We start from the raw sequence: 23,367 nt of genomic DNA, 5'->3' as shown, positions 1-23,367 counted from the left end.
CCTTACAGGCGTTTTTTATTTAATTTATAGTTCCAATCTGTATGGTTATTTTTTTACACATTTAAAAAATTTTAACCTATAAAAAACCTCAGAACCTTAATGTTCCAAGACCTTGAAACCTTTCTTCCTAACCACATTTAGAAGAACCGCAATCATTACAAGTAAGACAACCCTCCTGATAAATAAGATTCTCCGAATTACAGTTACTACATTTTTGACCATGCGCCTCGGTACCATCAACGATATAGCGTTTAAGTGCACGAGCAACTCCATTTTTCCAGGTACTAATAGACTCTCCATCCAACTGAAGACTGCCTATTAATTCAACAGCTTTATCTATAGGCATGCCATGTCGCAATGTACTCGATATTAACTTGGCATAATTCCAATATTCTGGATTAAATTTATGCGAAAGGCCTTCGATAGTTGTTTTATAACCTCGAGTATTTTTATACTGAAAATCATAACGACTGCTTCCGTCTTCATTTTTATTTTTGATAATAAATCCTTCTGATACCCAACGCGGAATCAAAATACCATCTTCATCATCTACAAGACCTGTGAAAATTTCATATGGTTTACCATCTATCAAACCTATAAAGGCAATCCATTTGTCTTTACTATTTTGAAAACGAACCACATCAGCTTCTAATACTTGAGGACGCTTAGTAGGAAAAATACTTGATACTGCCTGAACAGCTTCTTCTTTCTTTTCTGTATTCGCAATAAGTACTCCCGAACGTGAGCCATCGCGATATACTGTTACTCCTTTACATCCAGCTTCCCATGCTTCCATATACAATTTGTCAACCATTTCTTCTGGCGTTTCATTCGGCACATTGATGGTAACAGATATTGAATGATCTACCCATTTTTGTATCTTACCTTGCATACGAACTTTACTTAACCAGTCAATATCGTTGCTTGTCGCTTTGTAATAAGGTGATTTTTTTACCAACTCATCAATTTCTTCCTGACTGTAGTTTTTAGAAATATCATACCCGTTTATAAGCATCCATTCTTTAAACCTATGATGAAATACCACATATTCTTCCCAACTGTCCCCAACCTCATCAACAAAATCTACACGAGCATCTTTATCATTTGGATTCACCTTTCTTCTTCGTTTATAAACAGGCAAAAAGACAGGTTCGATACCCGATGTTGTTTGAGTCATTAAACTTGTTGTTCCTGTAGGAGCTATAGTTAGTAAAGCAATATTACGACGTCCATGTTCTTTCATTTGAAGATACAATTCTTCATCAGCTTCTTTTAATCTAAGCAAGAAGGGATTGTTTTTCTCTCTTTCTGAATCATATATAGCAAACATTCCGCGTTCTTTGGCTAGATTCACTGAGCCACGATAAGCCTCAATTGCCAGTGTTTTATGTATTTTCTCAGAAAAAATAACACCTTCATCGCTTCCGTAACGAAGTCCAAGTGCAGCAAGCATATCTCCTTCGGCTGTAATACCAATTCCTGTACGGCGCCCTTCTTTCGCTTTATTTCTGATATTAAGCCATAAATTTTTCTCCACCATTTTCACTTCATCACTTTCTGGATCTGCCTCTATTTTTGCTAATATTGCATCAATCTTTTCTAATTCAAGATCAATAATATCATCCATTATCCTTTGAGCAGCTACGACATGATTTTTGAAAAGAATAAAATCAAAAGAGGCTTCTTTAGTAAAAGGGTTATTTACATAGGACAATAAATTTATAGCTAATAAACGACAAGAATCATAAGCACAAAGCGGAATCTCTCCGCACGGATTTGTAGATAGTGTTTTGTATCCTAAATCAGCATAACAATCTGGTAAAGATTCATTTATTATGGTATCCCAAAATAAAATTCCTGGTTCTGCTGATTTCCACGCATTATGAATAATCTTACCCCAAAGTTCTTTAGCTTTAATCTCTTTTGTATACAATGGATTATCACTAAAAATTGGATATTTCTGAATATATATAGCATCCTCCTTGACCGCTTTCATGAAAGTATCATCTATACGAACAGAAACATTTGCACCTGTAACTTTACCCTGCTCCATTTTAGCGTCGATAAAGTCAGCTGCGTCAGGATGATTAATCGACACTGAAAGCATTAATGCCCCACGACGACCATCTTGAGCAACTTCACGAGTAGAATTAGAGTAACGCTCCATAAATGGCACTAATCCTGTAGAAGTCAATGCTGAGTTTTTAACTGGCGAAGCCTTAGGTCGAATGTGCGATAAATCATGCCCTACTCCTCCACGTCTTTTCATAAGCTGAACTTGCTCTTGATCAGTTTTCATAATTCCACCATACGAGTCTGAATTATCGTTACCAATCACAAAACAATTTGATAATGAAGCAACCTGAAACGGGTTTCCGATTCCTGTCATAGGGCTACCTTGAGGTACCAAATATTTAAAATCTTTTATCAAGTTAAAAATTTCATCCTCAGACAGCGGATTAGTATATTTTTTTTCAATTCGTGCTATTTCATTTGCAATACGATGATGCATATCATTAGGAGATAACTCAAAAATATTTCCTTGTGAATCTTTAAGAGCATACTTACTTACCCAAACCGTTGCAGCAAGGCTATCTCCCTTAAAATACGCTAAAGATGCTTGTATAACTTCATCTTGAGAATAGGTAATTGTTTTATTTTTTGTAGTTAATGATTCATCCATTATATTGATAATTTTAGGTATTTAATTCTGAAGCAAATCTAAAAACAATTAAACTATAAAAAAAATCAGAAGCAAAAAGCACACAAACAAAGCACCTCAAATAGCTAAATACCAAGTAAATAAAAATTTACCAACATAAGAAAGTTAACAAATTAATATATTTTTTATATAATATTACATTTATTGTTTTCTGTAAAAATCACATATTCTAGAAAACAAAACTAATATGTTAAAAAGTATACAAAACACAATAATACCTTTCTTTTTTTAGCAAAAAAGAATATTAATTAAGAGTTTTAACAAATCTTAATTTTTTAGAATATCTACTCATCCAAATAGTTTAAAATACCTAAAAATACTTTTCCCTTAATCAGCATTATTTTAGTTCAATTAATGAATACTCTTTCTCTTTAAAAACCTAGCCAATCTCTTAAGAAAAGCCATCTATTACTGTCTAACACCCCAAAAAAACCTTATCGTGTTATTTTTAAAATTTTAAGTGATAAATGAAAAAAAATACTTGACGGAACTTTGCAACTCAAAATAAACACTTTTGAATCAGCAAATTATATTTCATTATGATCAAACAAATTAGTCACATTACATTCATTATAACATTACTATTAACACTACTCTCATGTACTAATGATGTACTAAATAAAAGCATTTCATCAGGACCTATTCCTGAAGCAGATGTGGAGTACAATTATACTCCTGAAGAATTAGAAGTAACAGATTTAATAAATGAATATAGAGCTAGTATCGGCTTGAATACTTTAGAAACAATAAACTACGTTTCTGTTAAATCCGAAGAACACAATAATTATATGATCAGTAATAATGTAGTTAGTCATGATAATTTTGTAGCTCGCTCAGAAGATATTATCAAAGTTCTTGATGTTATAAAAGTTAGCGAAAACATTGCTTACAACTACAAAACTCCTCAAGCTGCCTTTAACGCTTGGCTAGCTAGTCCAGAACACAAAAAAAACATTACAGGAGATTATACTAACTTTGGCATTTCGATAACTAAAAACCCAATTAATGGCAGAAACTATTATACAAATATCTTTGTAAAGTATTAGTAGGTTGATTTTACTTTAAATATAAACTATTAACTTTTTTGCATCAATTCATCTATTTTAGAATTTGAAATTTTAGGGTTTGCGCCAACTGCCTCAGCAACCAAAGCGCCAACAGCACAAGCAAAATTAATTGCTCTTTGTGGGTTATTATTATTTCCAAGCAACGAAGTAATCAAGGCTGCAAGAAAAGAATCTCCTGCTCCTACTGTATCTGCAACCTTTATAGAGTAACCATCATTGCGATACAGCTTACCTTCCCATAACAGCAATGCACCATGTTTTCCTTTAGTCACACACAGCGCTTTACAATTTGTTTCTTTAGCCATAAACTCTATATTTTCTTCTAAGCTTGTAAAAGGAGAATTCATAACAGCTGCAATTTCTAATAACTCTTCATCATTAAACTTTATAAAATTAGCAGATTGCATTAGCTTTCTAATTATCTCATATGAATAATGTGGTTTTCTTAAATTAACATCAAAAACCTTATATACGTCATTCCTAAGGAGTTCTTCTAATGCAAAACGTGACACCGAATCTCTACAAACTAAACTCCCATAAATAAGTACATCTGCTTCTGTAACCAATTTTCTGGCAGCAGCATTGAGAACAATCTTATCCCAAGCCGATGGATAATTAATTTCATAACTAGCAGAGCCTTTTTCATTTAAAGAAACCTGAACTAAACCTGTTGGAAATTCTTCTGATTTAATAATAGTATCCGTTTCTAGTCCTAAACTCTTAATATGCTCTATAATTGCAACTCCATCAGCATCATTTCCCACACAACTTATCATCGCAACATCACAACCTAATGTTTTCATCCGTAAAGCAACATTAAGAGGTGCACCACCTATTTTCTTTTCATTCTCAAAAATATCCCAAAGTACCTCGCCATAAGATACAGCCTTAAGTTTTTTATCTTTATTCATACTAAAATATTTTATGATATTATCATTAAAATCAGTAACGTAAAACCAAACTAATCTAACGCGTTGGCCGTAATTTACAAAAATTATATTCAAAAAGATAAATTTAGAATTAAGTCTTAAGTATCTATTCTATAAAATCATACTTTTTATTTACAATCCTATGCTATATGATTTTTCAATAACTGATAACTTTTATAATTTTAAGATTATAAAAAAATTAATACCATCGAGATATTTACAAACAAAAAAGACAAGTCTATACGACTTGTCTTTTTAGTAAATTTAAGGTTGTAATTAAACTTTTTGTAATTGAAGAATACGCCTTTTTCTTTGTATAAATATATAAGTAATAAGTATCCCCAAAATTGACATTCCAACACCTATTAAATTAGGTGAAGCATAACTATATCCAGCGATTAAAGGCAATCCACCTAAAAAAGCACCTAAAGCATTTCCTATATTAAAACTTGCCTGAATTGCAGCTGAAGCAATCATTTCGGCTCCAGTTGCTGTTTGAATCATTAACATCTGAATTGGTGCTACAATCGAAAACGAAACACAACCCGTTAAAAAGGTTAAAAATAAAGAAGCATATTGATTAGAAGAAAAAGAATAAACTAAAAACAAATCGATTGCCATTACCGATAGTAACATCATTATAGTTCTGGCAGGTGAAAATTTATCAGCTAATTTCCCTCCAATAAAATTACCAATTACCATTCCTAATCCTGCTAAGATTAAAATGTAAGGAACATTTTCAGGAGAAAACCCAGAAACATTTGTAAGTAAAGGTGCAATATAACTAATCCAAGAAAACAATCCACCAAAACCAATAGCAGTTATTGCGATAATCAGCCAAGCTTCTGCTCTCTTAAAAAACTGCAATTGACTTTTCATACTTTCACCTGAATTAGATGCTAAATTTGGCATCCATAAGTAAATAAAAAGAAATGTAAGCAATCCAATTGCTGCAATGAGAACAAATGTATAGCGCCATAAAAAATGATGACCAATATAAGTTCCAATCGGAACACCAATTAAATTAGCCAATGTTAATCCAGCAAACATAATCGAAACCGCCTGCGCTTCTTTTCCTTTATCCGCAAGTCGACTCGCTACAACTGCTCCAACTCCAAAAAAGGCTCCATGTGGCAGCCCTGAGAGTAATCTTGAAGCAAACAAAATTTCATAAGTAGGTGCAATAATCGAAAGCGCATTAAACACAGCCAACATCATTGCTAAAATTAATAGCATTTTTTTTGGTGGATAATTTCTCCCTATAATAACCAGTAAGGGCGCACCAATTACAACACCCAAAGCATAAGCAGAAATTAAATATCCTGCCACAGGAATTGAAACATTCATATTAAGAGCAATGTCTGGTAATAAACCCATCATCACGAACTCTGTGATACCAATAGTTAAACCGCCCAATGAGAGCGCAATAAGACTTTTTTTCATTTGAATAGATAAGAAAAGGAATAGATTTTCTATGGGGCAAATTTACTCCTTCCATACATAAAATAAATTGTATATTTACGACATAAACTTGTATATATCAAGCATGACTAAATTAAATCAATTTGAAACTCTTGTTATAGATGAATTTGAAGAAGAAAAATTTCATCTTCCATCTCATAGTCATACCTATTATGAAATTATTTATATCGTAAAAGGCAATGGTATTCATCATCTTAACAAAAATTTGCTTCCCTATAAATCAGGTGACTTATTTGTAGTTTCACCAGAAGATGAACATTATTTTGACATTAAAAAAAATACACGATTTATATATATCAAATTTACTGATAATTATTTCAACTCAAATAAAAGCCTCTTTTGTGATGATTTACTTCTGAATACTCCAGAATGCTTTATGCGGGATAGGCTACTCAAAGAAACAGTCCTTAAACTAGACGAACCCTGCAAAACAATACTAAAAAATACAATTGAGAATATTACTGCTTACAATAGCAGGATTGATGTTACTACTTCTCCAATTGTTTTCTATCAAATTCTCTCTATCTTCGGATTGATAAAGGAAACCATGCGCAGTATGAATCCTAAAGCAAAAGGATCTTCTATTGATAGCGAGCAGATTACATCCTATATTCATCAAAAAATCTATTATCCAAAATTAGTTCAGATAAAAACAATCTCAGCTCATTTTAATATTGCCGAATCCTATTTTAGTGCTTATTTTAAAAAAGCATTCTCTATTAGTTATCGCGATTATATCAATAATTTGCGGACTACATTAATCGAAAAAAGGATTACCAACAACCAAATGCCAATCAAGCAAATTGCTCACGAGTTTGGTTTCACCGATGAAAGTCATTTATCGAATTACTTTAAAAAAAGAAAAAACATGAAACCTACTGATTTTAAAAAGTTATAAAATCATCTATTTCAAAATAAAAACACCATATAACTCGAATACATAATTTTGTGTATTTGAAACTTACCAGTCATTTATATAAAAACGACTTCAATCCGTTATTTCTTTTTACAAAATTATTTTAAAATTTTTATCAGACCATAATAACAATACAGTAAGGATACACATTATAAGCGAATTGTAAAAATGATTGTACTCCTGATGTGCCATATGAGCTGTAAATGCTCCTACTGCAAAAGGAAACAATAATAAAATTCCAATTGTTTTTATAGGCGGATTAAATAGCCCTATAACAATCAACAAAACACCTATAAACTCTCCAATACCAATATAGATGGTCCATATCTTGTTAAAGCCTAAAGATTCCATACTTTTCATCATTGATTCTTTTTGAAAAATTTTAAAAAGCGAGGCATAGCCAAATACATATAGATAATACAAATAACCAGACCAATGAATAATTGTTTTAATAGTTTCCATTTTTTATATATTTTATTTATCTAGCAAATATATTTACTAACTTGCATTTATATAAGTACATACAAAATTGTTAGGTACTAATAAAAAAGTAAGTACATATTATGAGAAAAGAAAATTCAACCAATAGCATTAATGAAAATTTTTTAAACGAAACTTGTGGTATTGCCTACACACTGTCTTTAATTGGAGGAAGATGGAAAATAAACATATTAAGCTATTTAATAAATGAACACAAACTTCGATATAGCGAATTAAGATCCAAACTTACTGGAATCTCTGAACGCATGCTCATTTCTAAACTTAAAGAGCTAGAAAGTGATGGATTAGTAAATAGAATAGTTCACCCGCAAGTTCCTCCTAAAGTAGAATATGAACTAACTACTCTTGGCAAATCTTTTGAAAAAATCTTAAAATTGATGGCAAACTGGGGAGAGGAAAATTATAAAAATGACAATACAACGGTCTTATAAAAAACAAAAAAGCATCCACCTGAGGTGGATGCTTTAAATATACTATTTCCAATAAAGCATTGAGAGTATTTACTCTTAAAGCCTAATCTAATTCATAAACCTACTAAATGATTGCCAGTATTTGTCTTTATAAATCTCATATTCAATATCAACCTGACCAGAAAATTTGTCTTTAATTTCTTCAAGCACTATTGAAGGCTTTCTAAAATCTTTACACGCAAAATAAATCTCTCTTAAACTATCAGCCGTTTCGCGTCCTAGATTTAAATATCCATCAGAATCTTTTAATTCTACCATTAAAAAATCGTCTTCAATTTCATTCAATAATTGAAACATGTCGTTATCAGGAAATCCATTATTATGCTCACCATCATACGGTATTCTTATAGCTATAATCCAAGGATGCGATGGTTTTGCATCCCATTCAAACAATGTCGAATTGATAACTGCCATCAATGGCATTCCATTATTAAGAGTAGCTTCAAGGCTTGCATAACCATCATTTTCAGTATCATGTCTTACCCCTTCATATTTTTCTACAAATTCTTTTTGTCTCCAAATCAGGAAATCCTTCAGTTTTTCAATAGGCACTAACTCTTTAGTAGCTTCAACTGGACCAATCACATTAATACTATCAATATTTTCGGTAAAATGCAGTTCACCAAGATAATTATCTAAAAAGATAAATGTTCCATTCGTTATAATTGATTTGTTCTCTTCTGTACAATCTAAATGAACAATTGTAATATCTATTTTATCTGGAAACTCATTATCCTCATTTGAATAAAAAAATAAATTGTCTTTATCAAAAGTATGACCATTCATTTGTATTCGTAAATTATTAATATCTATTGCTGGTTTTAGCGCAGTAAATTTCCAATTAGGAAGCTGAGGAGCAGCATTTACCAATTCTTCTACAAAAACAATCTGTTTAATATTACCATCAGCAGTAAGAACTAACTCGGCAGTGTCATCATTTAACATTCCTGTTAAAAAAAAATAGCCTTCTTTTAGCTCTCCCAATTTGGAAAATAATTTATCAAAAAAATCTTTTTCAATATTTTTTCCATTACTAACAGCATTAAAAAAAACTTTTTCATTTGTTTCAAACCAATTCCAAAAATCGGCATACGATTTTATAGCTATGTCTTTTTTTCCTAAAATACTATTGATTAATCCCATTATCTATACTCTTATTTTTCTATAAATTATTTTACAGTCGTTATGTATTATTTTACTTGCAAATATAACAAAAGAGCAAGACATTCAAAAATCAAATTAGCAAAAAAAACATCAAAGGTTATTATATAAATCAGTCCCTCACTCTGAAGTTTCAAGCTGAAGTACTACATTTTGATATTTTTCCCCCAAAGAAAAAATCTGCTCCACCAAAAACATCAAAACAACAGGAATAATAAAATATTCGACTTCATTCACAACATATAAAAAATAAGTCGTACAAATAAAAATTCGGAAATATTCAAGGTAATAAATCCATTTTCGTTGTTCTAACAGCGCTCCACAATTGATAAGAGTAATTATGATAAAAGACAAAACAAACATTCTATCAGATGTATCTAAAGAATCAAAATAATAAGTAAAAACAGTTAGCAAAAACGTACTTATACCAAGTTGTAAATAAAGGTAATTCTTAAATTTAAGTCGGTGACTTGGATTGTCTCTGTCTTGAAGAAAACGCTTTTCTAATATTGGACGGATATCTTGATCCATATCAGCAGGACTTCCAAATATGGCGTTCCAACGAGCTTTAAATCCTTTGGAGCGTTTCCATAGTTCATAAATTTCAAAATAATAATGAAAATGCTGCCAAAGAAAACTATAACTTTTTAAAGGATGCGTTAATCCGTATTTAGGTTGTTCTTCCTCTACTTGGAAAGTTCCAAAAATCCGATCCCAAAACGTAAACATATCTCCGTAGTTTTTATCCAAATATTTCTCATCAGAAGCGTGGTGAATTCCATGAACTGAAGGTGTAACAAAAACATATTCTAACCATTTTATTCTCTTTATAACTTGAGTGTGCGTAAAAAAAGAATAAGCACCATGCACAATTAGCATTGTAATAACCATCTTGGGATGAAAACCTATAAACGGCAATATGCACCAAAATCCAGTACGGATAATTGCCTGAAAAGTGGTTATTCTTGCAGCTGCAGTAAAGTTAAACTCATTACTATGATGATGTACAATATGTGCAGCCCAGAAAAAATTCACCTCATGTCCCAGCCTGTGATACCAGTACCAAACAAAATCTGTGGCGAGAATTAATCCAATCCAGACCAGGAAATTACTCGGAATATCAAAAATTCTGTAATTATTATAGATGTAGTAATACAATTGATAAAAACTTGCAGCAATAAAAAGATTAATTAATCGCTCAGCTATACCAATACTTATGTTTGAAACAGAGCTTTCATAATTGAATAATTCAGGTCTATTACTTCGTTGTGCCAATCGAAATTCTATATAAACAAAAAGAAAAAAAGCAGGCATGGCAAAAGCCAAAAAATTAATATGTTCCATCCTAAATACGTTAAAAATATTGAGTAAAAGACATTTCCATTGACTATATACTTACGCAACTAACCAATGCTGTATTTCAAAAAAAATATTAAAAAAATACAATATGTAGCCAATGAAAATTATCTTAAACCAGTTTAAAGCCAATTTTAAAACTCAATTGCTTTTAATTCTGTTTGAATTTTTTCTCAATCAATTTAATTTCTTTTACTTGCTGAACATCTGCCACTTTACGCAAAGCAATTACATAAGCCGCAATACGTGGTGTTATTTTATATTTTGCAGAAGTAGCAAAAACTGTTTCGAAGCTTTTCTCTAATATATCTTCCAAACGTTTATTAATCTGATTGATTCGCCAAGACTCTAAAAGACAATTCTGAAGCCATTCAAAATAAGAAACCGTAACTCCACCTGCATTAGCCAAAATATCTGGAACTACTAAAACATTGTTCTCATGCAAAATTGCATCAGCATCTGAAGAAACAGGACCATTAGCACCTTCAACTATAATTTTAGCACGAATAGATCCTGCGTTTACTGCCGTAATCACATCTTCTTTGGCGGCAGGAATAAGAACATCTACATCTAACAATAATAAATCTTCATGTTTTATGGCAACAGCATTTGGATATCCGTTAACGCTCTTGTTATTTAAATTAAAATACAAAATAAGCTCTGGAATATTAATCCCTTCTGGGTTATAAAAAGCTTCAGAAACATCACTAACAGCAACAATTTTTAATCCTTTTTCAAATAAAAATAAAGCAGAGTGAAGTCCCACATTACCAAATCCCTGAATGGCTGCTGTGGATCTTGCTGGTCTCAATTTTAATTTTTGAAGTGCCAGAATACTTATAATACTTACTCCTCTTCCTGTAGCTTCTACCCGACCCAATGAACCACCCGAATGCAAATGTTTACCTGTTACAACAGAGTGAATCGTTTTACCATGAATCAAAGAAAACTCATCCATTAACCACCCCATTTCATCTGGACCTGTACCCATGTCTGGAGCAGGAACATCTTTATCAGGTCCAAAAATATCCGACAAAGCATTGGTATATTCCCTTGTGATTTTTTCTAATTCTGTTTTAGAATGCAATCTCGGATCACAGATAATCCCTCCTTTGGCTCCTCCAAAAGGAATTCCCGTTACTGCTGATTTCCATGTCATCCATGCTGCGAGGGCTTTTACCTCATCTAGATTAACAGCTGTATCATAACGAATACCTCCTTTAGACGGTCCTAATGCCGTATTATGAATGACACGATATCCTTCAAAATTTTGTTCCTTACCATTATCAAGCGTAATAGAAAAATTTACTACGATTTGTTTCTCTGGTCTTTGTAGTTTTTGCCTAACCGATTCATCTAATTTAAGAATATCGGCAGCTATATTAAAACGATCAATCATCGATTGAAAAGGGTTCTGTTTAGCAATATTTGAGCTCATACTTTTTGGGTATTAAAATATATTTTTATTAAATAAGCATAGTAATTGAAATAGGAATAGCATAAAAAAACCCTTTCGAAATTGTTACGAAAGAGCCTAAATGTTTTTTTTATTAACAATAGCAAATTCTGCAACAGGGAGGAATTTTCATGTGGCAGCTTTGCATCATAATGTTACTATTTATAGAATATAATCTCATATTTATTTTATTATTAACCTTGAATGTTTTTTTACCATTAAGAAATTAAGTTCTATTAAGTTTAAAATACTTAACCGCTAAATTTTATTTTATCTCTAATTCTTCTAATTATAGCTATTTAAAAATGACACAGATTTAAACCTATCTAACTATTAGTAAAAACAAGAGCAATACTTAATAAAACTTAACTTCTTAATAGTTTATATTATTTACTTTTTAAACTAAATAACCACACCATAGAAAACCTCCTCATACAACAAATCATACATATAACACATTATAGTATCACAGTCATAAGGGATTGTATTTTTGCTTTCGTTTCTCATTTCTTTTACAAATCTATAAATATATTTCTAATATTCTATAGAATTAGTAGAGTTATTTTTGTAAAAATTTAAAACTCCCTGATTAACAAGTATTTAATCACTCTTTAACCAACCCGTAATACTCATTCTTGTATTTTGAGTAATCAATACTTCGTGAACCAGTTCATCACTTTTAAAAAAAACGGTTTTACCTTGTGTAGGGTTAATTTTTTGATTATTATCTAACTGATGAATAAGCAGTTCACCTCCATCGCTTTCTTGCCAATTGGCATTTAAATAACTAATCATTGAATATTTTCTGCTTGGATTATTTTTAAATTGATCTAAATGTTTTAGATAAAAATCACCCTTTTCATATAAAGAATAATGAAATTCATAACCCGTTATTCCAGCAAAACAACTACTATTTAAATAAGCAATAAACGCTTCAATTTGTACAAAGAATTCATTTTCGAATGCATTATTGTGCTTTTTGTCAAGCCAATAAATCGAATCACTACGAATAGCTCCATCATAAGTCACTTTATCCAGATTTCCGACTCCAGCATCGAGCAATAAACTTTTGGCATTTAAATCAAGAAGATTTTGTTTTAAATTATTTGCCAATTCTGTACTTAAAAATTGTTCGCATATACCTACTTTACTATCAATATAAGTAGCTATCAAAGCTTCAAAGCTATTTTCCATTTGTGTTTTTGATGGAATGCAAGTACAACCAACGTACCAAGGTAGGTTAAATAAAATATGCAGTACTATAATCGAAGATAAATAATAAAAGTTAAGCCATATTACAGTCTCCCAAAGCTTTTACATGTTTTTTTAGGTATGATAAATAATACAAAAAAAACTAATACTCTTAAAAAACTGTTGAAACAATAACGTAGTATCCATATAATTTTTAAATCCTAATAGATTATAATAAAAAAGCTGTCTCAAAAGGACAGCTTTTATTCTTTACAATTTACTGATATAACTACCGTAAATATCCTTGAACTCATATCCTTCGGAAAAACGATCCTTACTTAATTTTTTATATTCAACCAATCCCCATAATATAAACTCTTTCATAAAATAGTGATCTGCTGCTGGCAATTCTGGTTGGTGTTTTTTTAGTAAAACATCCAATGGTTTAATCCCATCAAGGATTTTCTTGTATTCAGCATCTAAACAATCATCTAATAATTCAAAACCACTTTCTGTAAAGAACCATTCGATTATATCTGTATATGGAGTTTTTTCGTCTGTTTTCTCCAATTTTTCAATTCTCGGAAAATACTTTGGAAAAAATGTTCGAATGGCATCGCCTATTAAGTGCTGAGCAACAATAGCTGCTCCCTCCTGCTCCCCTTCATAAACCAACTCAACCTTTCCTGTAATTGCCGGAATAATTCCCATAAAGTCCGATAAACGTAAAGTCGTTTTATCAACACCAGCACGCAAAGCACGGCGCTCGGCAGTACTTAATAAATTTTCGTAAGCTGTAATACTCATTCTCGCACTTACGCCACTCTTATTATCAACAAACTCACTTTCGCGAGCTTCAAAACTAATTTGCTCTAATAAATCCTTGGCTAAACCTGGTACATATACCAACTCTTCTTGATCGGTATCTAGTTTAGCTTCTTGCTCAGTAATCGTTCTAGCAATTGCGACTGTTTCTGGGTAATGCGTCAGAATCTGAGAACCTATTCTATCTTTTAATGGTGTAACTATACTTCCACGATTGGTGTAATCTTCGGGATTTGCAGTAAAAACAAATTGCATATCCAGTGGCATTCGTAATTTAAATCCTCTAATCTGAATATCTCCTTCTTGCAAAATATTAAACAGCGCCACTTGTATTCTTGCTTGTAAATCGGGTAATTCATTAATTACAAAAATACAACGATTGGCACGCGGAATCATTCCAAAATGTATCACACGATCATCTGCATATGATAGTTTTAAATTAGCTGCTTTTATAGGATCAACATCACCAATCAAATCGGCAACAGTAACATCCGGTGTAGCTAATTTTTCAAAAAAACGATCGCTTCTATGCAACCAACTAATTGGAGTTGCATCTCCTTTTTCAGAAATTATATCTTTTGCAAAACGCGAAATCGGATGCAACGGATCATCATTAATTTCCGAACCAGCCACAAACGGAATATATTCATCTAACAATTCGACCATTTTACGAGCCAATCTCGTTTTGGCTTGACCACGAAGACCTAATAAATTAATATTATGACGTGATAAAATAGCGCGCTCTAATTCTGGAATAACTGTATTTTCAAAACCATGAACGCCTTCAAAAACAGGTTTTCCTGATTTTATCTTTTCGCGAAGGTTATTTCGTAATTCATCTTTAATACTTTTGCTTTCGTATCCTGCTTTTTTTAGATCACCTAGTGTTTTTATATTTTCTACTTTCATTTTATTTATTTAAAAAATTAAAGAGTCTTAAAAACTCAAACCCCTTTTATAATTTTATGTTGCGTTTATTTTAATCGCATTGTAATCAAGCTTATTAAGGAGGTTAGGTTAAATCTAAAACCTTTAAAACTTAGTGATTTTGAGTCTTTAACCTAAATACTTAGCACCTCAAAAACTCTATTTAATCCTCTTCTTCCTATTCGCTTCATAATCTTCAAAAATCATCTCCCCTAAACCTTTCAGTCCAGTATAAAATGCTTTTCCTTGATTAGCTTCGGTAAAATGATTGACAAAACGTTGTAAATACGGATCATTTGCAATCATAAATGTGGTAATAGGAATATGTAATTTTCTAGCTTGTTGTGCCTGATTATAGCATTTATCTACAATGTATTCATCTAAACCATTACTATTCATATAATAAGAACCATCACGTTCACGAACACAACTTGGCTTGCCATCTGTAATCATGAAGATTTGTTTATTGGTATTTCGTTTACGGCGTAATAAATCCATTGCCAGTTGTAAGCCTGCTACTGTATTGGTATGATAAGGTCCAACTTTTAAATATGGTAAATCCTTAATAGCAATTGTCCAGGCATCGTTTCCAAAAACCAAAATATCGAGGGTATCTTTAGGGTAACGCGTAGTAATTAATTCGGCAAGAGCCATGGCAACTTTTTTAGCGGGAGTAATACGATCTTCTCCATATAAAATCATACTGTGACTTATATCAATCATCAAGACCGTACTCATTTGCGATTTATATTGCGTTTCCTCAACAACCAAATCGTTTTCTGTAAGCATAAAACTCTCTACTCCATTATTGATTTGAGCGTTACGCAAACTTTCTGTCAGCGAAATCCGTTCAAGCCCATCACCGAAATGAAATTCACGAAATTCACCCGTATGTTCATCTCCATTTCCAGCGTATTTAGTTTTGTGATTTCCGTTTCCTGAACGTTTTAAATTCCCGAATATCTGATCAAGTGCTTGTTGTCTTATCGCACGTTCGGTTTTGGCAGTAATTCCTATTCCCGAAGAACCATCTTCTTTTACTTCGTCTTTTATATACCCTTTCTTTTTCAGATCTTCTATAAAATCATCAATAGTGTAGTTTTTATCGGTGAGTTTATATTCTTTATCCAATTCCCGAAGCCAATCTATAGCTTCGTCAAAATCACCTGAAGTATGGGTAATTAGTTCCTTAAAAATACCAAAAAGTTTTTCAAACGGAGACTGATTTGGTGCTTCGTACGTTTTAAAATAAAACCCCTTTTTATGTTCCTCTTTCATAATTCTAAAATTACACCATTTTAGAGTCTAACAAAAACAAACAGATATTAATTTTTAGTTAAAAGATTACTTTAAAAGAGCCTCATAATCAGGTTAAAATCAATATTTATTCAAACTTCCCTTCCAGATAGTACCAAGCATTATTTTCCTGTTTAAAAGTAGAAAATTCATAATGCATTTGAGACTGCTTATTTTCATCTAAAAAATATGCTTTGAACGCTACAGTGTTTTCAGTAAAACTTATAATTTCTAATCGAAGCCATTCATTAGTCGTAGCCCAATTCAAAATATCTTCTTTCAGATAATATTTTCTTTCAGAAGAATGGGTTGTAGCCAATAAATAATCGGCATCTTTAATAACATAAGCCGAAAAACGAGAGCGCATTAAAGCTAAAGCTGTTGGTGCTTTTATATTATTCTTGAGATACTGACCACAACAATTATCAAAATCTAAGTCGGTATCGCAATAACATTTGGAGTTTTCCATGAAAGTAAAGTCAAATATTATTCGGCAGTATTTATCTTTTGGTGCAATTGATTCAGTAAAACCTGGTATTTACTAATCTCAATTAAATCTTCATCTTCTTCAGAAAAATCAAGCAATTCATCTAATATATCACTTACTTCTACTAGTTTATTATTCGCAGATTTATTTTGTTTCGCAGCAATTAAATCTATAATTTCCTGAACACTTTCTTTTAAACCGCTGAGTTTATCGTTTTCCATTTATTTATATTTTATTTATCAGAAGAAGTTTTATCTTCATTAAATTTCTTTACAATTTGTTTTAATTTTTCTTTACGCGCAATTTCAGCCTGTTTTACCTTATCCTGCGCTTTGTGCAACTTATCGTTGTGTTTCTTGATATTCCTTTCGTTATTCCTTCCCATTATTGTATCTCTTTTTTAATTTCTTCCAATGTTTTATTGGTAAAAATAAGTTCATTTATAATTGATTCTCGTAAAACAGCAATATCATCATAATCAAAATGTTTTGCCCACGAAGTTAATTGCTGTAAATTTCTTATTTGTTTAATTCTTTTTGCTGTATCAAAACTTGTTCTGAGTACTGCTTTATTATTGTATTCAGGATTATTTTTATGTTGATAATTGACATTGTTCTTATTAAAATCAGCCTCAATATAATACAGCTTATCGGTTGCATTATCAGGGTAAAAAGAACTCCAGGAAGCAAAACCTAATTTAAATTTAGACTCTGTTTCTGGTTCCAATGCGATTAAACGCCATTTACTATTGGCTAATCTTCCCCAATGATTTGAAAAACGATACATCCCTAAATCTGAATAATAATAGGCACTCCCTGCCTTACTTTCAAACTGAATTTTTAATCCTTCTACCTCATTCATGGTTACTTCCTGAAAAATACAAAATGTATTTTTGAATGAATTTGGATTTGGTCTAAAGTTTTTTTGCATGTGCAAATATAATCAGATTGTCATGAACTCCCTAAACCAAACAATATATTGATTAACTTTGCATCATCAATTTATAAATAAAAATATCATGACAAAAGCTTCTCAAGAAAAAATGTTGCAAAAAGGGGTTTATACAGGAATAATGGAGAAGGATGAAAATAACAATTATTTTTGTGGTATATACCTTTTGGATTACAAGATGGCTCATGCTAATCATGTAGTTGGAGATTGGATTACGATAAAGTCTATAATCGAAAATCCAAGCGATATTAGTTATAACAAATATCCAAAAAAGTCAAAAAACTTTGACAAAGCAAATAATAAACCTGAACAAAAATAAAACGATTCTTTTCAAAGTTTCGAACTTTAATACGCTGTTTACATAAGCAGCACACTTTTTACGTCTCAAAATCAATATCTTAGATATTTTTTGAATATTTTTTACTACGAAAGTAAAAAGTTAAAAAAAAGTGTACCTTTGCAAAAAATTTGTCTTTTTTTGGATTAAACAAATATTAATTTTAATCTAATAGACAAGTAGTTATCTTATTTATGAAAAAAATAGTTGAATACCGCAAGTTACTAAATGTAGACAAAACTGCAGAATTAAAAGATTTAAAAACCATTTACCGTAATGCTATGAAAGAATGTCATCCTGACAAATTTCAAGGCAACGATGCTGGTTTAAAAGAAGCAGAAGAAAAAAGTAAATTAGTCATTGAAGCTTATCATTTTTTGGTAAGTATCAATCCTGAGACAATTAAACTAAACTTGCCAGAATATACAGAAACAATCGCTACTTCATCTATTACAGATTACAAATTTGTAGAAGGTAGATTAATTATTGATTTCTCTAATGGTAGTGTTTACGAATACATCAGCGTACCAAAAGCTACTTATGTAAAAATGGTAAATGCAGATTCTCCTGGAAGATTTGCAAAAAGACATATTCTTAACTCTTTTACTTGGAGAAAGAAAACAAATCAAGACTAAATTCATAGTCCATATAGAAAAGCATCCACCTCTGGCGGATGCTTTTTTTTTGCTGCAAAAACACATTAATTATTGTTTTTTATTTAAAAATAAATATAAAAGAGTAACACCTACTTGCTAAAAGCACAATAAACATTCTGATTACGAAGTTTTTACCCTACAAAAATTATAACAAAATTTTAGGTTACAAAATTATTTATGTCTTATTATTTTAAATACTTTTGTTCCACAAATCAATTAACTAATTAATAATGAAAAAAATATTTTTTTTACTTACTGCTTCTATAGCAATAATTTCATGCAACAAAGTTAAAGACGGAGAATACCTTATTACTGGAACTGCAAAAGGAATTGAAAACGGGAAAACTATAATCCTACAAACTCAAGATCCAGCTACTGGAGCTTCAATCTCTCTTGACACTGTAAAAGTTGAAAACGGAAAATTCGAACTTAAAGGTAAAGTTACTGAGCCTGCATTTCACATATTACAAATACAAGATGTTCAAGGGCCTATTCCTTTAATCCTTGAAACTGGAGAGATTACTGTTGTTGTAGATAAAGACAGCATCCATAAATCTAAAATCTCTGGAACATACAACAATGATGAGTATGTAAAATTCAATGATGAGCTTATGAAAGTTCAAAAGAAATTAGTTGATTTCCAGAAAAAAAATACTGCAACTATGAATACTGCTCAACAAGCTAAAGATACAGCAGTAATCAATGGTTTAATGAAGGATTTTATGAAAATCCAAGGTGATGTTCAAAATGAAACAAAAGCTAAGTATACTACTTACGCTGAGTCTCACCCAAAATCTTTCATTAGTGCATTAATCATCAAAGGGATGTTAAACGACCCTTCAACTGATTTGAAAAAAGCAGAAGCTCTTTATACTAGTTTAGATGAATCAGTAAAAAACACTAAACCTGGTAAAGAAATAAAAGAAAAAATCGGTCAAATGAAAATGCCTGCTGTTGGTGCTAGTGCTCCTCCAGTTGGTAGCGCAAACTGAAGGTCAGATTTTTCTGCTCCTAATCCAGAAGGAAAAATGGTATCGCTTAAAGAAAGTTTAGGCAAAGTTACTATTGTAGATTTTTGGGCTTCATGGTGTGGTCCATGTAGAAAGGAAAACCCAAATGTTGTAGCTATTTACAAAGAGCTACATTCAAAAGGACTTAATATAATTGGTGTTTCTTTAGACAAAGATGCTAAAGCTTGGAAAGAAGCTATTGCAAAAGATAATTTAACCTGGACGCAAGTTTCTAACTTAAAATTTTGGGATGAGCCAATTGCAGCTCAATACGGTGTTCAATCTATCCCTGCAACATTTATATTAGATGCTTCAGGAAAAATAGTAGCACAGGATTTAAGAGGCGATGAACTCAAAGCAAAAATTATTGAGCTTTTAGCTCAATAATACCAGTAGTAGAATAAAACAAAAAATCTCCCTAGTGGAGATTTTTTTGTTTTATTTATACCCCACTAATTTCTAACGTAAACACCTAAAACAAATCAATTAATAGCTTAATATACCTTTTAGACTTCATACACCTAAAAAAGCAACACACCAAGATTCATGTACTAACGGAACAAAATCATAGTCTAACATCAAACTATTTAAAACAAAACCGCTCTAGTCATATTTTTTTTGATTTTATTAACTTTCATTTACTTTAAATACTACTTGTAATTAACCGTTTTTTAGGAAACCTCAATAACCAAATAAATATTTATCTCAATTAATTCTTCATGAAACCCATGACAAATTCATCAAAAAACAGCTTGAAATACTTGAGAAGTGATGAGCTTAAAACAAAAAACATGAAGTTTTTTGCCTAACAATGCCAACATTTAAAACAAAATGAAATATTTTTATCTAGCCATAATTTTTTATTTTATTCAATACCAATGATTTAAAAAACAACGTGAAATAAACTTAAAATTAAGTGTGATTTTAGTTTGCAGAATTAAAAAGTGTTCCTATATTTGCACCCGTCAAGCACAACAACGCAAGACAAAACAAGCTTAGGGGAGATACTCAAGCGGCCAACGAGGGCAGACTGTAAATCTGCTGTGAGAACTTCGCAGGTTCGAATCCTGCTCTCCCCACAAAAAAGTCCTGAATTACTTCAGGACTTTTTTTATACACAAAAACTAAAATTTTGTATTTATCGGATCATGCGCAAAAGTTGGGGATTATCCAAAAAGATTAGATAATCTGAATAAAAAGAAGTCTATTTTTCGTACTCCTCTAAATTGACTGCCGAAGCGTTTGTCAATCCTTCAGATCAATTTCCTAAAAACTGAGTGTCGCTTAAAGTTTTCATAAACGCAATAAGGTTGTTTTTTTCTTCTTCTGTAAGTGGAATTCGCTTGCCATTATCTTTAAAAACAGGATCAAGGTTATCGGCATCCAAAACACCATTATCAAAATAATCCAAAACAGATCTTAAAGTAGCAAACTGTCCAAAACTTCCATAAGGGGCAGTGTATTCTATGTTTCTTAAGGTTGGAACACGAAAACTCATAAAATCAGAAGGAATTCCCGTAACTCTACCGCGCCCCGCCTCATTGGTATTCATATTTAAAGGAAAACCTATATTTCTAAAGCTTTGGTCGGTAAACAATTCAGTACCGTGACAACTTGCGCATTTTTGCTGAAAGGTTTTATATCCCTGTAATTCGCTTGCTGTAAAAGATGCTTCTTTTTGCATTACCCTATCATATTTGCTATTGGCAGAAATTAAAGTATACTCAAACTGCGCGATACTTTTATAAATCCTTTCAGGAGTAATACTTTCATCTCCAAATGCTTTTCTAAACAAATCTTTATAAGCTGCGTCCTCTTTAATTTTACCAATAACTTCCAAAATAGAAGAATCCATTTCTTCATGAGTTATAATAGGAACAAGTGGCTGTGTTTCAAGCTGCAATTTACTTCCGTCCCAATTGTAAAACTTCATAAAAGCCAAATTTTGAAGCGATGGTGTATTACGAAGTCCTACCCTACCTTCTATGCCAATAGCTTGTGAATTATGATCTGTAAAGGCATTCGCTTGTATATGACAAGTAGAACAAGAAATAGTATTATCCGCACTAAACCTTTTTTCAGAAAAAAGTTTCCCCCCTAATTCTACTCCGTATTTAGTGGGCTTATTTTGACTTACAAAAGCATTAAGTTCAGGAAACCCAGAAGGAATATTTAGTGAGATTTCGGGATTATCAATAGAAATCATATCAGAGTCATCATTGCTACAAGATACAAGCAACAAGGAAAGTAATATGAAAGCGATTATTTTTTTCATTATAAATGAGTTTAAAAACAGAACCGCCTAACTTCTAAAATTAAAACGGTTCTGAAATATAATTTTTAGTTTTCTACACTAGAAACAGAAAACATACCTGTGATGTCACTTAATCCATTTCCTCCCAAATTATCAACAAACTTTACCATTTGAGTAGCAGTATGAATATTTGGCGTAGCATTATTATTCATCCCTGTTCCGGTAGACAAAGTAATTGTATTTGTTTTTCCACTTAATAACTTATCAAAATCAGCTTTAATTTTAATTTTCGGAACTTTACTACCAACAACTGCATTTGTAGTCAGGTTCAAAGTAATATCTCTGTATGCATTAACACCCTGCGTGAAGTTTGGCGCAGTTCCTTCCACAGTACTTCCTGTATGGATTGACATTACTTTATTATCAGTATCATAAAATCCTTCCACTTTTGTAAAACGGTATCCACTTCCCCATTCCCACATCATTTCTGTATCATTGGCACCTGCCGCTGCATAGAAATTAGGAAACCGTACTTGGTCTAAAGTATTTTGCTCTGATTTGATCCCTAACCCAAATTTAATTTGTTTATAGGTTGCTGACGGCACATTACTTAGAACATAGGTTAATGAAGCCGTTTTCGCCTGATCGATTACTGTAGCTCCTTTATCTAAATCATTTACATTATATGGAACTTCATCTCCGTTATCTTTCACAAGACGGATGTTACTGATCACATATTTCAATTCAGAAAAATGATGAACCTGCCCTGCAGCTGATGTATTTACTGTTGCTGATGTTGAAGCTGCATTGCCAAGAACAATAGTGGTGTTTTTAAAAGTATTATTAAATTCTAATATTACATTGTTGGCAACAGGATTGTTGTCATCACTTGAACACGATACGAATGCGAATGAGGCAATTGATAATAAAAGGTATTTTTTTAAATTTTTCATTTCTTTTGATTTAATTTTTGTAACTCTACTTATAAATTTAAACGGGGCAACGATAATTTAAATAGGCGGCGGTACAAAAATTTCTAGGCATGGTTCTAATTGCCCAAATTCCTTATAAAAAATTACTTTATTAGAATTTATGGCTTTTAAAACGATAACTTTAAATTCAATATTTGAAATCAAAGTCATATCTATTTTTTTACCAATAATGGTCAGTTCCAAATCGGTATTATCTGATTTTTCTAATTCTTTCTTTAAATGACATTTACCATGGCACTGCAGCTCAGGCTTGGCTATGTTGACACAAAACTCTTGTTCTATATTTTCCTGATTGAGTTTAAAGTGTACAATAATCAACGCCTGCTGGAAAGAAACCAGCAGAAATAGCATTGTCATTACGATACTAAAAACTTTTTTCAT

23 protein-coding genes, 1 tRNA gene and 1 pseudogene are annotated in these 23,367 nt (G+C 31.5%); 8 read left to right on the top strand and 17 right to left on the bottom strand.

The window, feature by feature from the left end; translation table 11 throughout:
- Positions 1–127: 127 nt before the first annotated feature.
- On the bottom strand, positions 128–2,683 hold the full coding sequence (locus IUY40_RS16040; protein ID WP_195737870.1) for an adenosylcobalamin-dependent ribonucleoside-diphosphate reductase: 2,556 nt from the start codon (positions 2,681–2,683) through the stop codon (positions 128–130).
- Positions 2,684–3,261: 578 nt separating this feature from the next.
- On the opposite strand from IUY40_RS16040, the gene IUY40_RS16035 reads away from it, so the two are divergent.
- A complete protein-coding gene (locus IUY40_RS16035) occupies positions 3,262–3,768 on the top strand; it encodes a CAP domain-containing protein (protein ID WP_195737869.1) in 507 nt (168 codons plus the stop codon).
- A gap of 29 nt (positions 3,769–3,797) precedes the next feature.
- Here the strand turns inward: IUY40_RS16035 and IUY40_RS16030 are convergent, their stop codons facing one another.
- Positions 3,798–4,700 carry a carbohydrate kinase gene (locus tag IUY40_RS16030; protein WP_195737868.1) on the bottom strand — a complete coding sequence of 301 codons (903 nt, stop codon included), beginning with the start codon at positions 4,698–4,700 and terminating at the stop codon, positions 3,798–3,800.
- Positions 4,701–4,994: 294 nt separating this feature from the next.
- Positions 4,995–6,161: an MFS transporter gene (locus IUY40_RS16025; RefSeq protein WP_195737867.1), complete on the bottom strand. Its 1,167-nt coding sequence runs from the start codon at positions 6,159–6,161 to the stop codon at positions 4,995–4,997.
- Between the two features lie 103 nt (positions 6,162–6,264).
- Between IUY40_RS16025 and IUY40_RS16020 the strand changes: the two genes are divergently transcribed.
- Positions 6,265–7,098, top strand: a complete 834-nt coding sequence (locus IUY40_RS16020; protein ID WP_195737866.1) for an AraC family transcriptional regulator — start codon at positions 6,265–6,267, stop codon at positions 7,096–7,098.
- A 108-nt stretch (positions 7,099–7,206) separates the two neighbouring features.
- On the opposite strand, the gene IUY40_RS16015 is transcribed toward IUY40_RS16020, so the two are convergent.
- Positions 7,207–7,578: a DoxX family protein gene (locus IUY40_RS16015; protein WP_195737865.1), complete on the bottom strand. Its 372-nt coding sequence runs from the start codon at positions 7,576–7,578 to the stop codon at positions 7,207–7,209.
- Between the two features lie 101 nt (positions 7,579–7,679).
- On the opposite strand from IUY40_RS16015, the gene IUY40_RS16010 reads away from it, so the two are divergent.
- Complete coding sequence (locus tag IUY40_RS16010; protein WP_195737864.1) at positions 7,680–8,048, top strand: helix-turn-helix domain-containing protein; 369 nt, start codon at positions 7,680–7,682, stop codon at positions 8,046–8,048.
- A gap of 87 nt (positions 8,049–8,135) precedes the next feature.
- On the opposite strand, the gene IUY40_RS16005 is transcribed toward IUY40_RS16010, so the two are convergent.
- From IUY40_RS16005 to IUY40_RS15960, 10 genes are all read right to left on the bottom strand, one after another.
- The gene (locus IUY40_RS16005; RefSeq protein WP_195737863.1) at positions 8,136–9,230 is read right to left on the bottom strand and encodes a DUF695 domain-containing protein; all 1,095 of its coding nucleotides are present in this window, start codon (positions 9,228–9,230) and stop codon (positions 8,136–8,138) included.
- 138 nt (positions 9,231–9,368) lie between these two features.
- Positions 9,369–10,592: a sterol desaturase family protein gene (locus tag IUY40_RS16000; RefSeq protein ID WP_195737862.1), complete on the bottom strand. Its 1,224-nt coding sequence runs from the start codon at positions 10,590–10,592 to the stop codon at positions 9,369–9,371.
- Positions 10,593–10,755: 163 nt separating this feature from the next.
- Positions 10,756–12,042, bottom strand: coding sequence for a Glu/Leu/Phe/Val dehydrogenase (locus tag IUY40_RS15995; protein ID WP_229335594.1), 1,287 nt, complete (start codon positions 12,040–12,042; stop codon positions 10,756–10,758).
- A 618-nt stretch (positions 12,043–12,660) separates the two neighbouring features.
- Complete coding sequence (locus tag IUY40_RS15990; protein ID WP_195737861.1) at positions 12,661–13,254, bottom strand: 2OG-Fe(II) oxygenase family protein; 594 nt, start codon at positions 13,252–13,254, stop codon at positions 12,661–12,663.
- A 267-nt stretch (positions 13,255–13,521) separates the two neighbouring features.
- Positions 13,522–14,985, bottom strand: coding sequence for an AAA family ATPase (locus IUY40_RS15985; protein ID WP_195737860.1), 1,464 nt, complete (start codon positions 14,983–14,985; stop codon positions 13,522–13,524).
- A 177-nt stretch (positions 14,986–15,162) separates the two neighbouring features.
- Entirely contained in the window at positions 15,163–16,281 is a 1,119-nt protein-coding gene (locus tag IUY40_RS15980; RefSeq protein ID WP_195737859.1) for a VWA domain-containing protein, read from the bottom strand.
- A gap of 106 nt (positions 16,282–16,387) precedes the next feature.
- Positions 16,388–16,768, bottom strand: coding sequence for a YchJ family metal-binding protein (locus IUY40_RS15975; RefSeq protein ID WP_195737858.1), 381 nt, complete (start codon positions 16,766–16,768; stop codon positions 16,388–16,390).
- Positions 16,769–16,785: 17 nt separating this feature from the next.
- Positions 16,786–17,007 (bottom strand): hypothetical protein, encoded by a 222-nt coding sequence (locus IUY40_RS15970; protein WP_195737857.1) that lies wholly within the window; start codon positions 17,005–17,007, stop codon positions 16,786–16,788.
- A gap of 11 nt (positions 17,008–17,018) precedes the next feature.
- A complete protein-coding gene (locus IUY40_RS15965; protein WP_195737856.1) occupies positions 17,019–17,171 on the bottom strand; it encodes a hypothetical protein in 153 nt (50 codons plus the stop codon).
- Positions 17,171–17,716 carry a hypothetical protein gene (locus IUY40_RS15960; RefSeq protein ID WP_195737855.1) on the bottom strand — a complete coding sequence of 182 codons (546 nt, stop codon included), beginning with the start codon at positions 17,714–17,716 and terminating at the stop codon, positions 17,171–17,173. The genes IUY40_RS15965 and IUY40_RS15960 overlap by 1 nt, the downstream gene beginning before the upstream one ends.
- A gap of 88 nt (positions 17,717–17,804) precedes the next feature.
- Between IUY40_RS15960 and IUY40_RS15955 the strand changes: the two genes are divergently transcribed.
- The 5 genes and pseudogenes from IUY40_RS15955 (at position 17,805) to IUY40_RS15935 (ending at position 20,819) form a co-directional block, all read left to right on the top strand.
- Positions 17,805–18,056, top strand: a complete 252-nt coding sequence (locus IUY40_RS15955; RefSeq protein ID WP_129538942.1) for a hypothetical protein — start codon at positions 17,805–17,807, stop codon at positions 18,054–18,056.
- Between the two features lie 212 nt (positions 18,057–18,268).
- Positions 18,269–18,709 carry a KTSC domain-containing protein gene (locus tag IUY40_RS15950; protein WP_039115207.1) on the top strand — a complete coding sequence of 147 codons (441 nt, stop codon included), beginning with the start codon at positions 18,269–18,271 and terminating at the stop codon, positions 18,707–18,709.
- Between the two features lie 251 nt (positions 18,710–18,960).
- Positions 18,961–19,722 carry a DUF4369 domain-containing protein gene (locus IUY40_RS15945; RefSeq protein WP_195737854.1) on the top strand — a complete coding sequence of 254 codons (762 nt, stop codon included), beginning with the start codon at positions 18,961–18,963 and terminating at the stop codon, positions 19,720–19,722.
- An 18-nt stretch (positions 19,723–19,740) separates the two neighbouring features.
- A pseudogene (locus IUY40_RS15940) lies at positions 19,741–20,127 on the top strand (TlpA disulfide reductase family protein); the annotation flags it as partial.
- A gap of 611 nt (positions 20,128–20,738) precedes the next feature.
- Positions 20,739–20,819: transfer RNA gene (locus IUY40_RS15935), tRNA-Tyr, on the top strand.
- 179 nt (positions 20,820–20,998) lie between these two features.
- Here IUY40_RS15935 and IUY40_RS15930 read toward each other — a convergent pair.
- The 3 genes from IUY40_RS15930 to IUY40_RS15920 form a co-directional block, all read right to left on the bottom strand.
- The gene (locus IUY40_RS15930) at positions 20,999–22,015 is read right to left on the bottom strand and encodes a cytochrome-c peroxidase (protein WP_195737852.1); all 1,017 of its coding nucleotides are present in this window, start codon (positions 22,013–22,015) and stop codon (positions 20,999–21,001) included.
- A gap of 65 nt (positions 22,016–22,080) precedes the next feature.
- Positions 22,081–22,947, bottom strand: a complete 867-nt coding sequence (locus IUY40_RS15925) for an MbnP family protein (protein WP_195737851.1) — start codon at positions 22,945–22,947, stop codon at positions 22,081–22,083.
- Positions 22,948–23,004: 57 nt separating this feature from the next.
- On the bottom strand, positions 23,005–23,367 hold the full coding sequence (locus IUY40_RS15920) for a hypothetical protein (protein WP_195737850.1): 363 nt from the start codon (positions 23,365–23,367) through the stop codon (positions 23,005–23,007).

The organism is Flavobacterium sp. ALJ2, assembly GCF_015594725.1.
Classification (GTDB): domain Bacteria; phylum Bacteroidota; class Bacteroidia; order Flavobacteriales; family Flavobacteriaceae; genus Flavobacterium.
The sequence above is the reverse complement of the archived record's forward strand: the minus strand, read 5'-3'. Positions and strand labels throughout refer to the sequence as shown.

Bases quoted from the DNA above. Each gene is read 5' to 3' on its own strand.
- IUY40_RS16040 (WP_195737870.1), bottom strand. From the start codon at position 2,683: ATGGATGAATCATTAACTACAAAAAATAAAACAATTACCTATTCTCAA.
- IUY40_RS16035 (WP_195737869.1), top strand. From the start codon at position 3,262: ATGATCAAACAAATTAGTCACATTACATTCATTATAACATTACTATTA.
- IUY40_RS16030 (WP_195737868.1), bottom strand. From the start codon at position 4,700: ATGAATAAAGATAAAAAACTTAAGGCTGTATCTTATGGCGAGGTACTT.
- IUY40_RS16025 (WP_195737867.1), bottom strand. From the start codon at position 6,161: ATGAAAAAAAGTCTTATTGCGCTCTCATTGGGCGGTTTAACTATTGGT.
- IUY40_RS16020 (WP_195737866.1), top strand. From the start codon at position 6,265: ATGACTAAATTAAATCAATTTGAAACTCTTGTTATAGATGAATTTGAA.
- IUY40_RS16015 (WP_195737865.1), bottom strand. From the start codon at position 7,578: ATGGAAACTATTAAAACAATTATTCATTGGTCTGGTTATTTGTATTAT.
- IUY40_RS16010 (WP_195737864.1), top strand. From the start codon at position 7,680: ATGAGAAAAGAAAATTCAACCAATAGCATTAATGAAAATTTTTTAAAC.
- IUY40_RS16005 (WP_195737863.1), bottom strand. From the start codon at position 9,230: ATGGGATTAATCAATAGTATTTTAGGAAAAAAAGACATAGCTATAAAA.
- IUY40_RS16000 (WP_195737862.1), bottom strand. From the start codon at position 10,592: ATGGAACATATTAATTTTTTGGCTTTTGCCATGCCTGCTTTTTTTCTT.
- IUY40_RS15995 (WP_229335594.1), bottom strand. From the start codon at position 12,042: ATGAGCTCAAATATTGCTAAACAGAACCCTTTTCAATCGATGATTGAT.
- IUY40_RS15990 (WP_195737861.1), bottom strand. From the start codon at position 13,254: ATGGAAAATAGCTTTGAAGCTTTGATAGCTACTTATATTGATAGTAAA.
- IUY40_RS15985 (WP_195737860.1), bottom strand. From the start codon at position 14,985: ATGAAAGTAGAAAATATAAAAACACTAGGTGATCTAAAAAAAGCAGGA.
- IUY40_RS15980 (WP_195737859.1), bottom strand. From the start codon at position 16,281: ATGAAAGAGGAACATAAAAAGGGGTTTTATTTTAAAACGTACGAAGCA.
- IUY40_RS15975 (WP_195737858.1), bottom strand. From the start codon at position 16,768: ATGGAAAACTCCAAATGTTATTGCGATACCGACTTAGATTTTGATAAT.
- IUY40_RS15970 (WP_195737857.1), bottom strand. From the start codon at position 17,007: ATGGAAAACGATAAACTCAGCGGTTTAAAAGAAAGTGTTCAGGAAATT.
- IUY40_RS15965 (WP_195737856.1), bottom strand. From the start codon at position 17,171: ATGGGAAGGAATAACGAAAGGAATATCAAGAAACACAACGATAAGTTG.
- IUY40_RS15960 (WP_195737855.1), bottom strand. From the start codon at position 17,716: ATGCAAAAAAACTTTAGACCAAATCCAAATTCATTCAAAAATACATTT.
- IUY40_RS15955 (WP_129538942.1), top strand. From the start codon at position 17,805: ATGACAAAAGCTTCTCAAGAAAAAATGTTGCAAAAAGGGGTTTATACA.
- IUY40_RS15950 (WP_039115207.1), top strand. From the start codon at position 18,269: ATGAAAAAAATAGTTGAATACCGCAAGTTACTAAATGTAGACAAAACT.
- IUY40_RS15945 (WP_195737854.1), top strand. From the start codon at position 18,961: ATGAAAAAAATATTTTTTTTACTTACTGCTTCTATAGCAATAATTTCA.
- IUY40_RS15930 (WP_195737852.1), bottom strand. From the start codon at position 22,015: ATGAAAAAAATAATCGCTTTCATATTACTTTCCTTGTTGCTTGTATCT.
- IUY40_RS15925 (WP_195737851.1), bottom strand. From the start codon at position 22,947: ATGAAAAATTTAAAAAAATACCTTTTATTATCAATTGCCTCATTCGCA.
- IUY40_RS15920 (WP_195737850.1), bottom strand. From the start codon at position 23,367: ATGAAAAAAGTTTTTAGTATCGTAATGACAATGCTATTTCTGCTGGTT.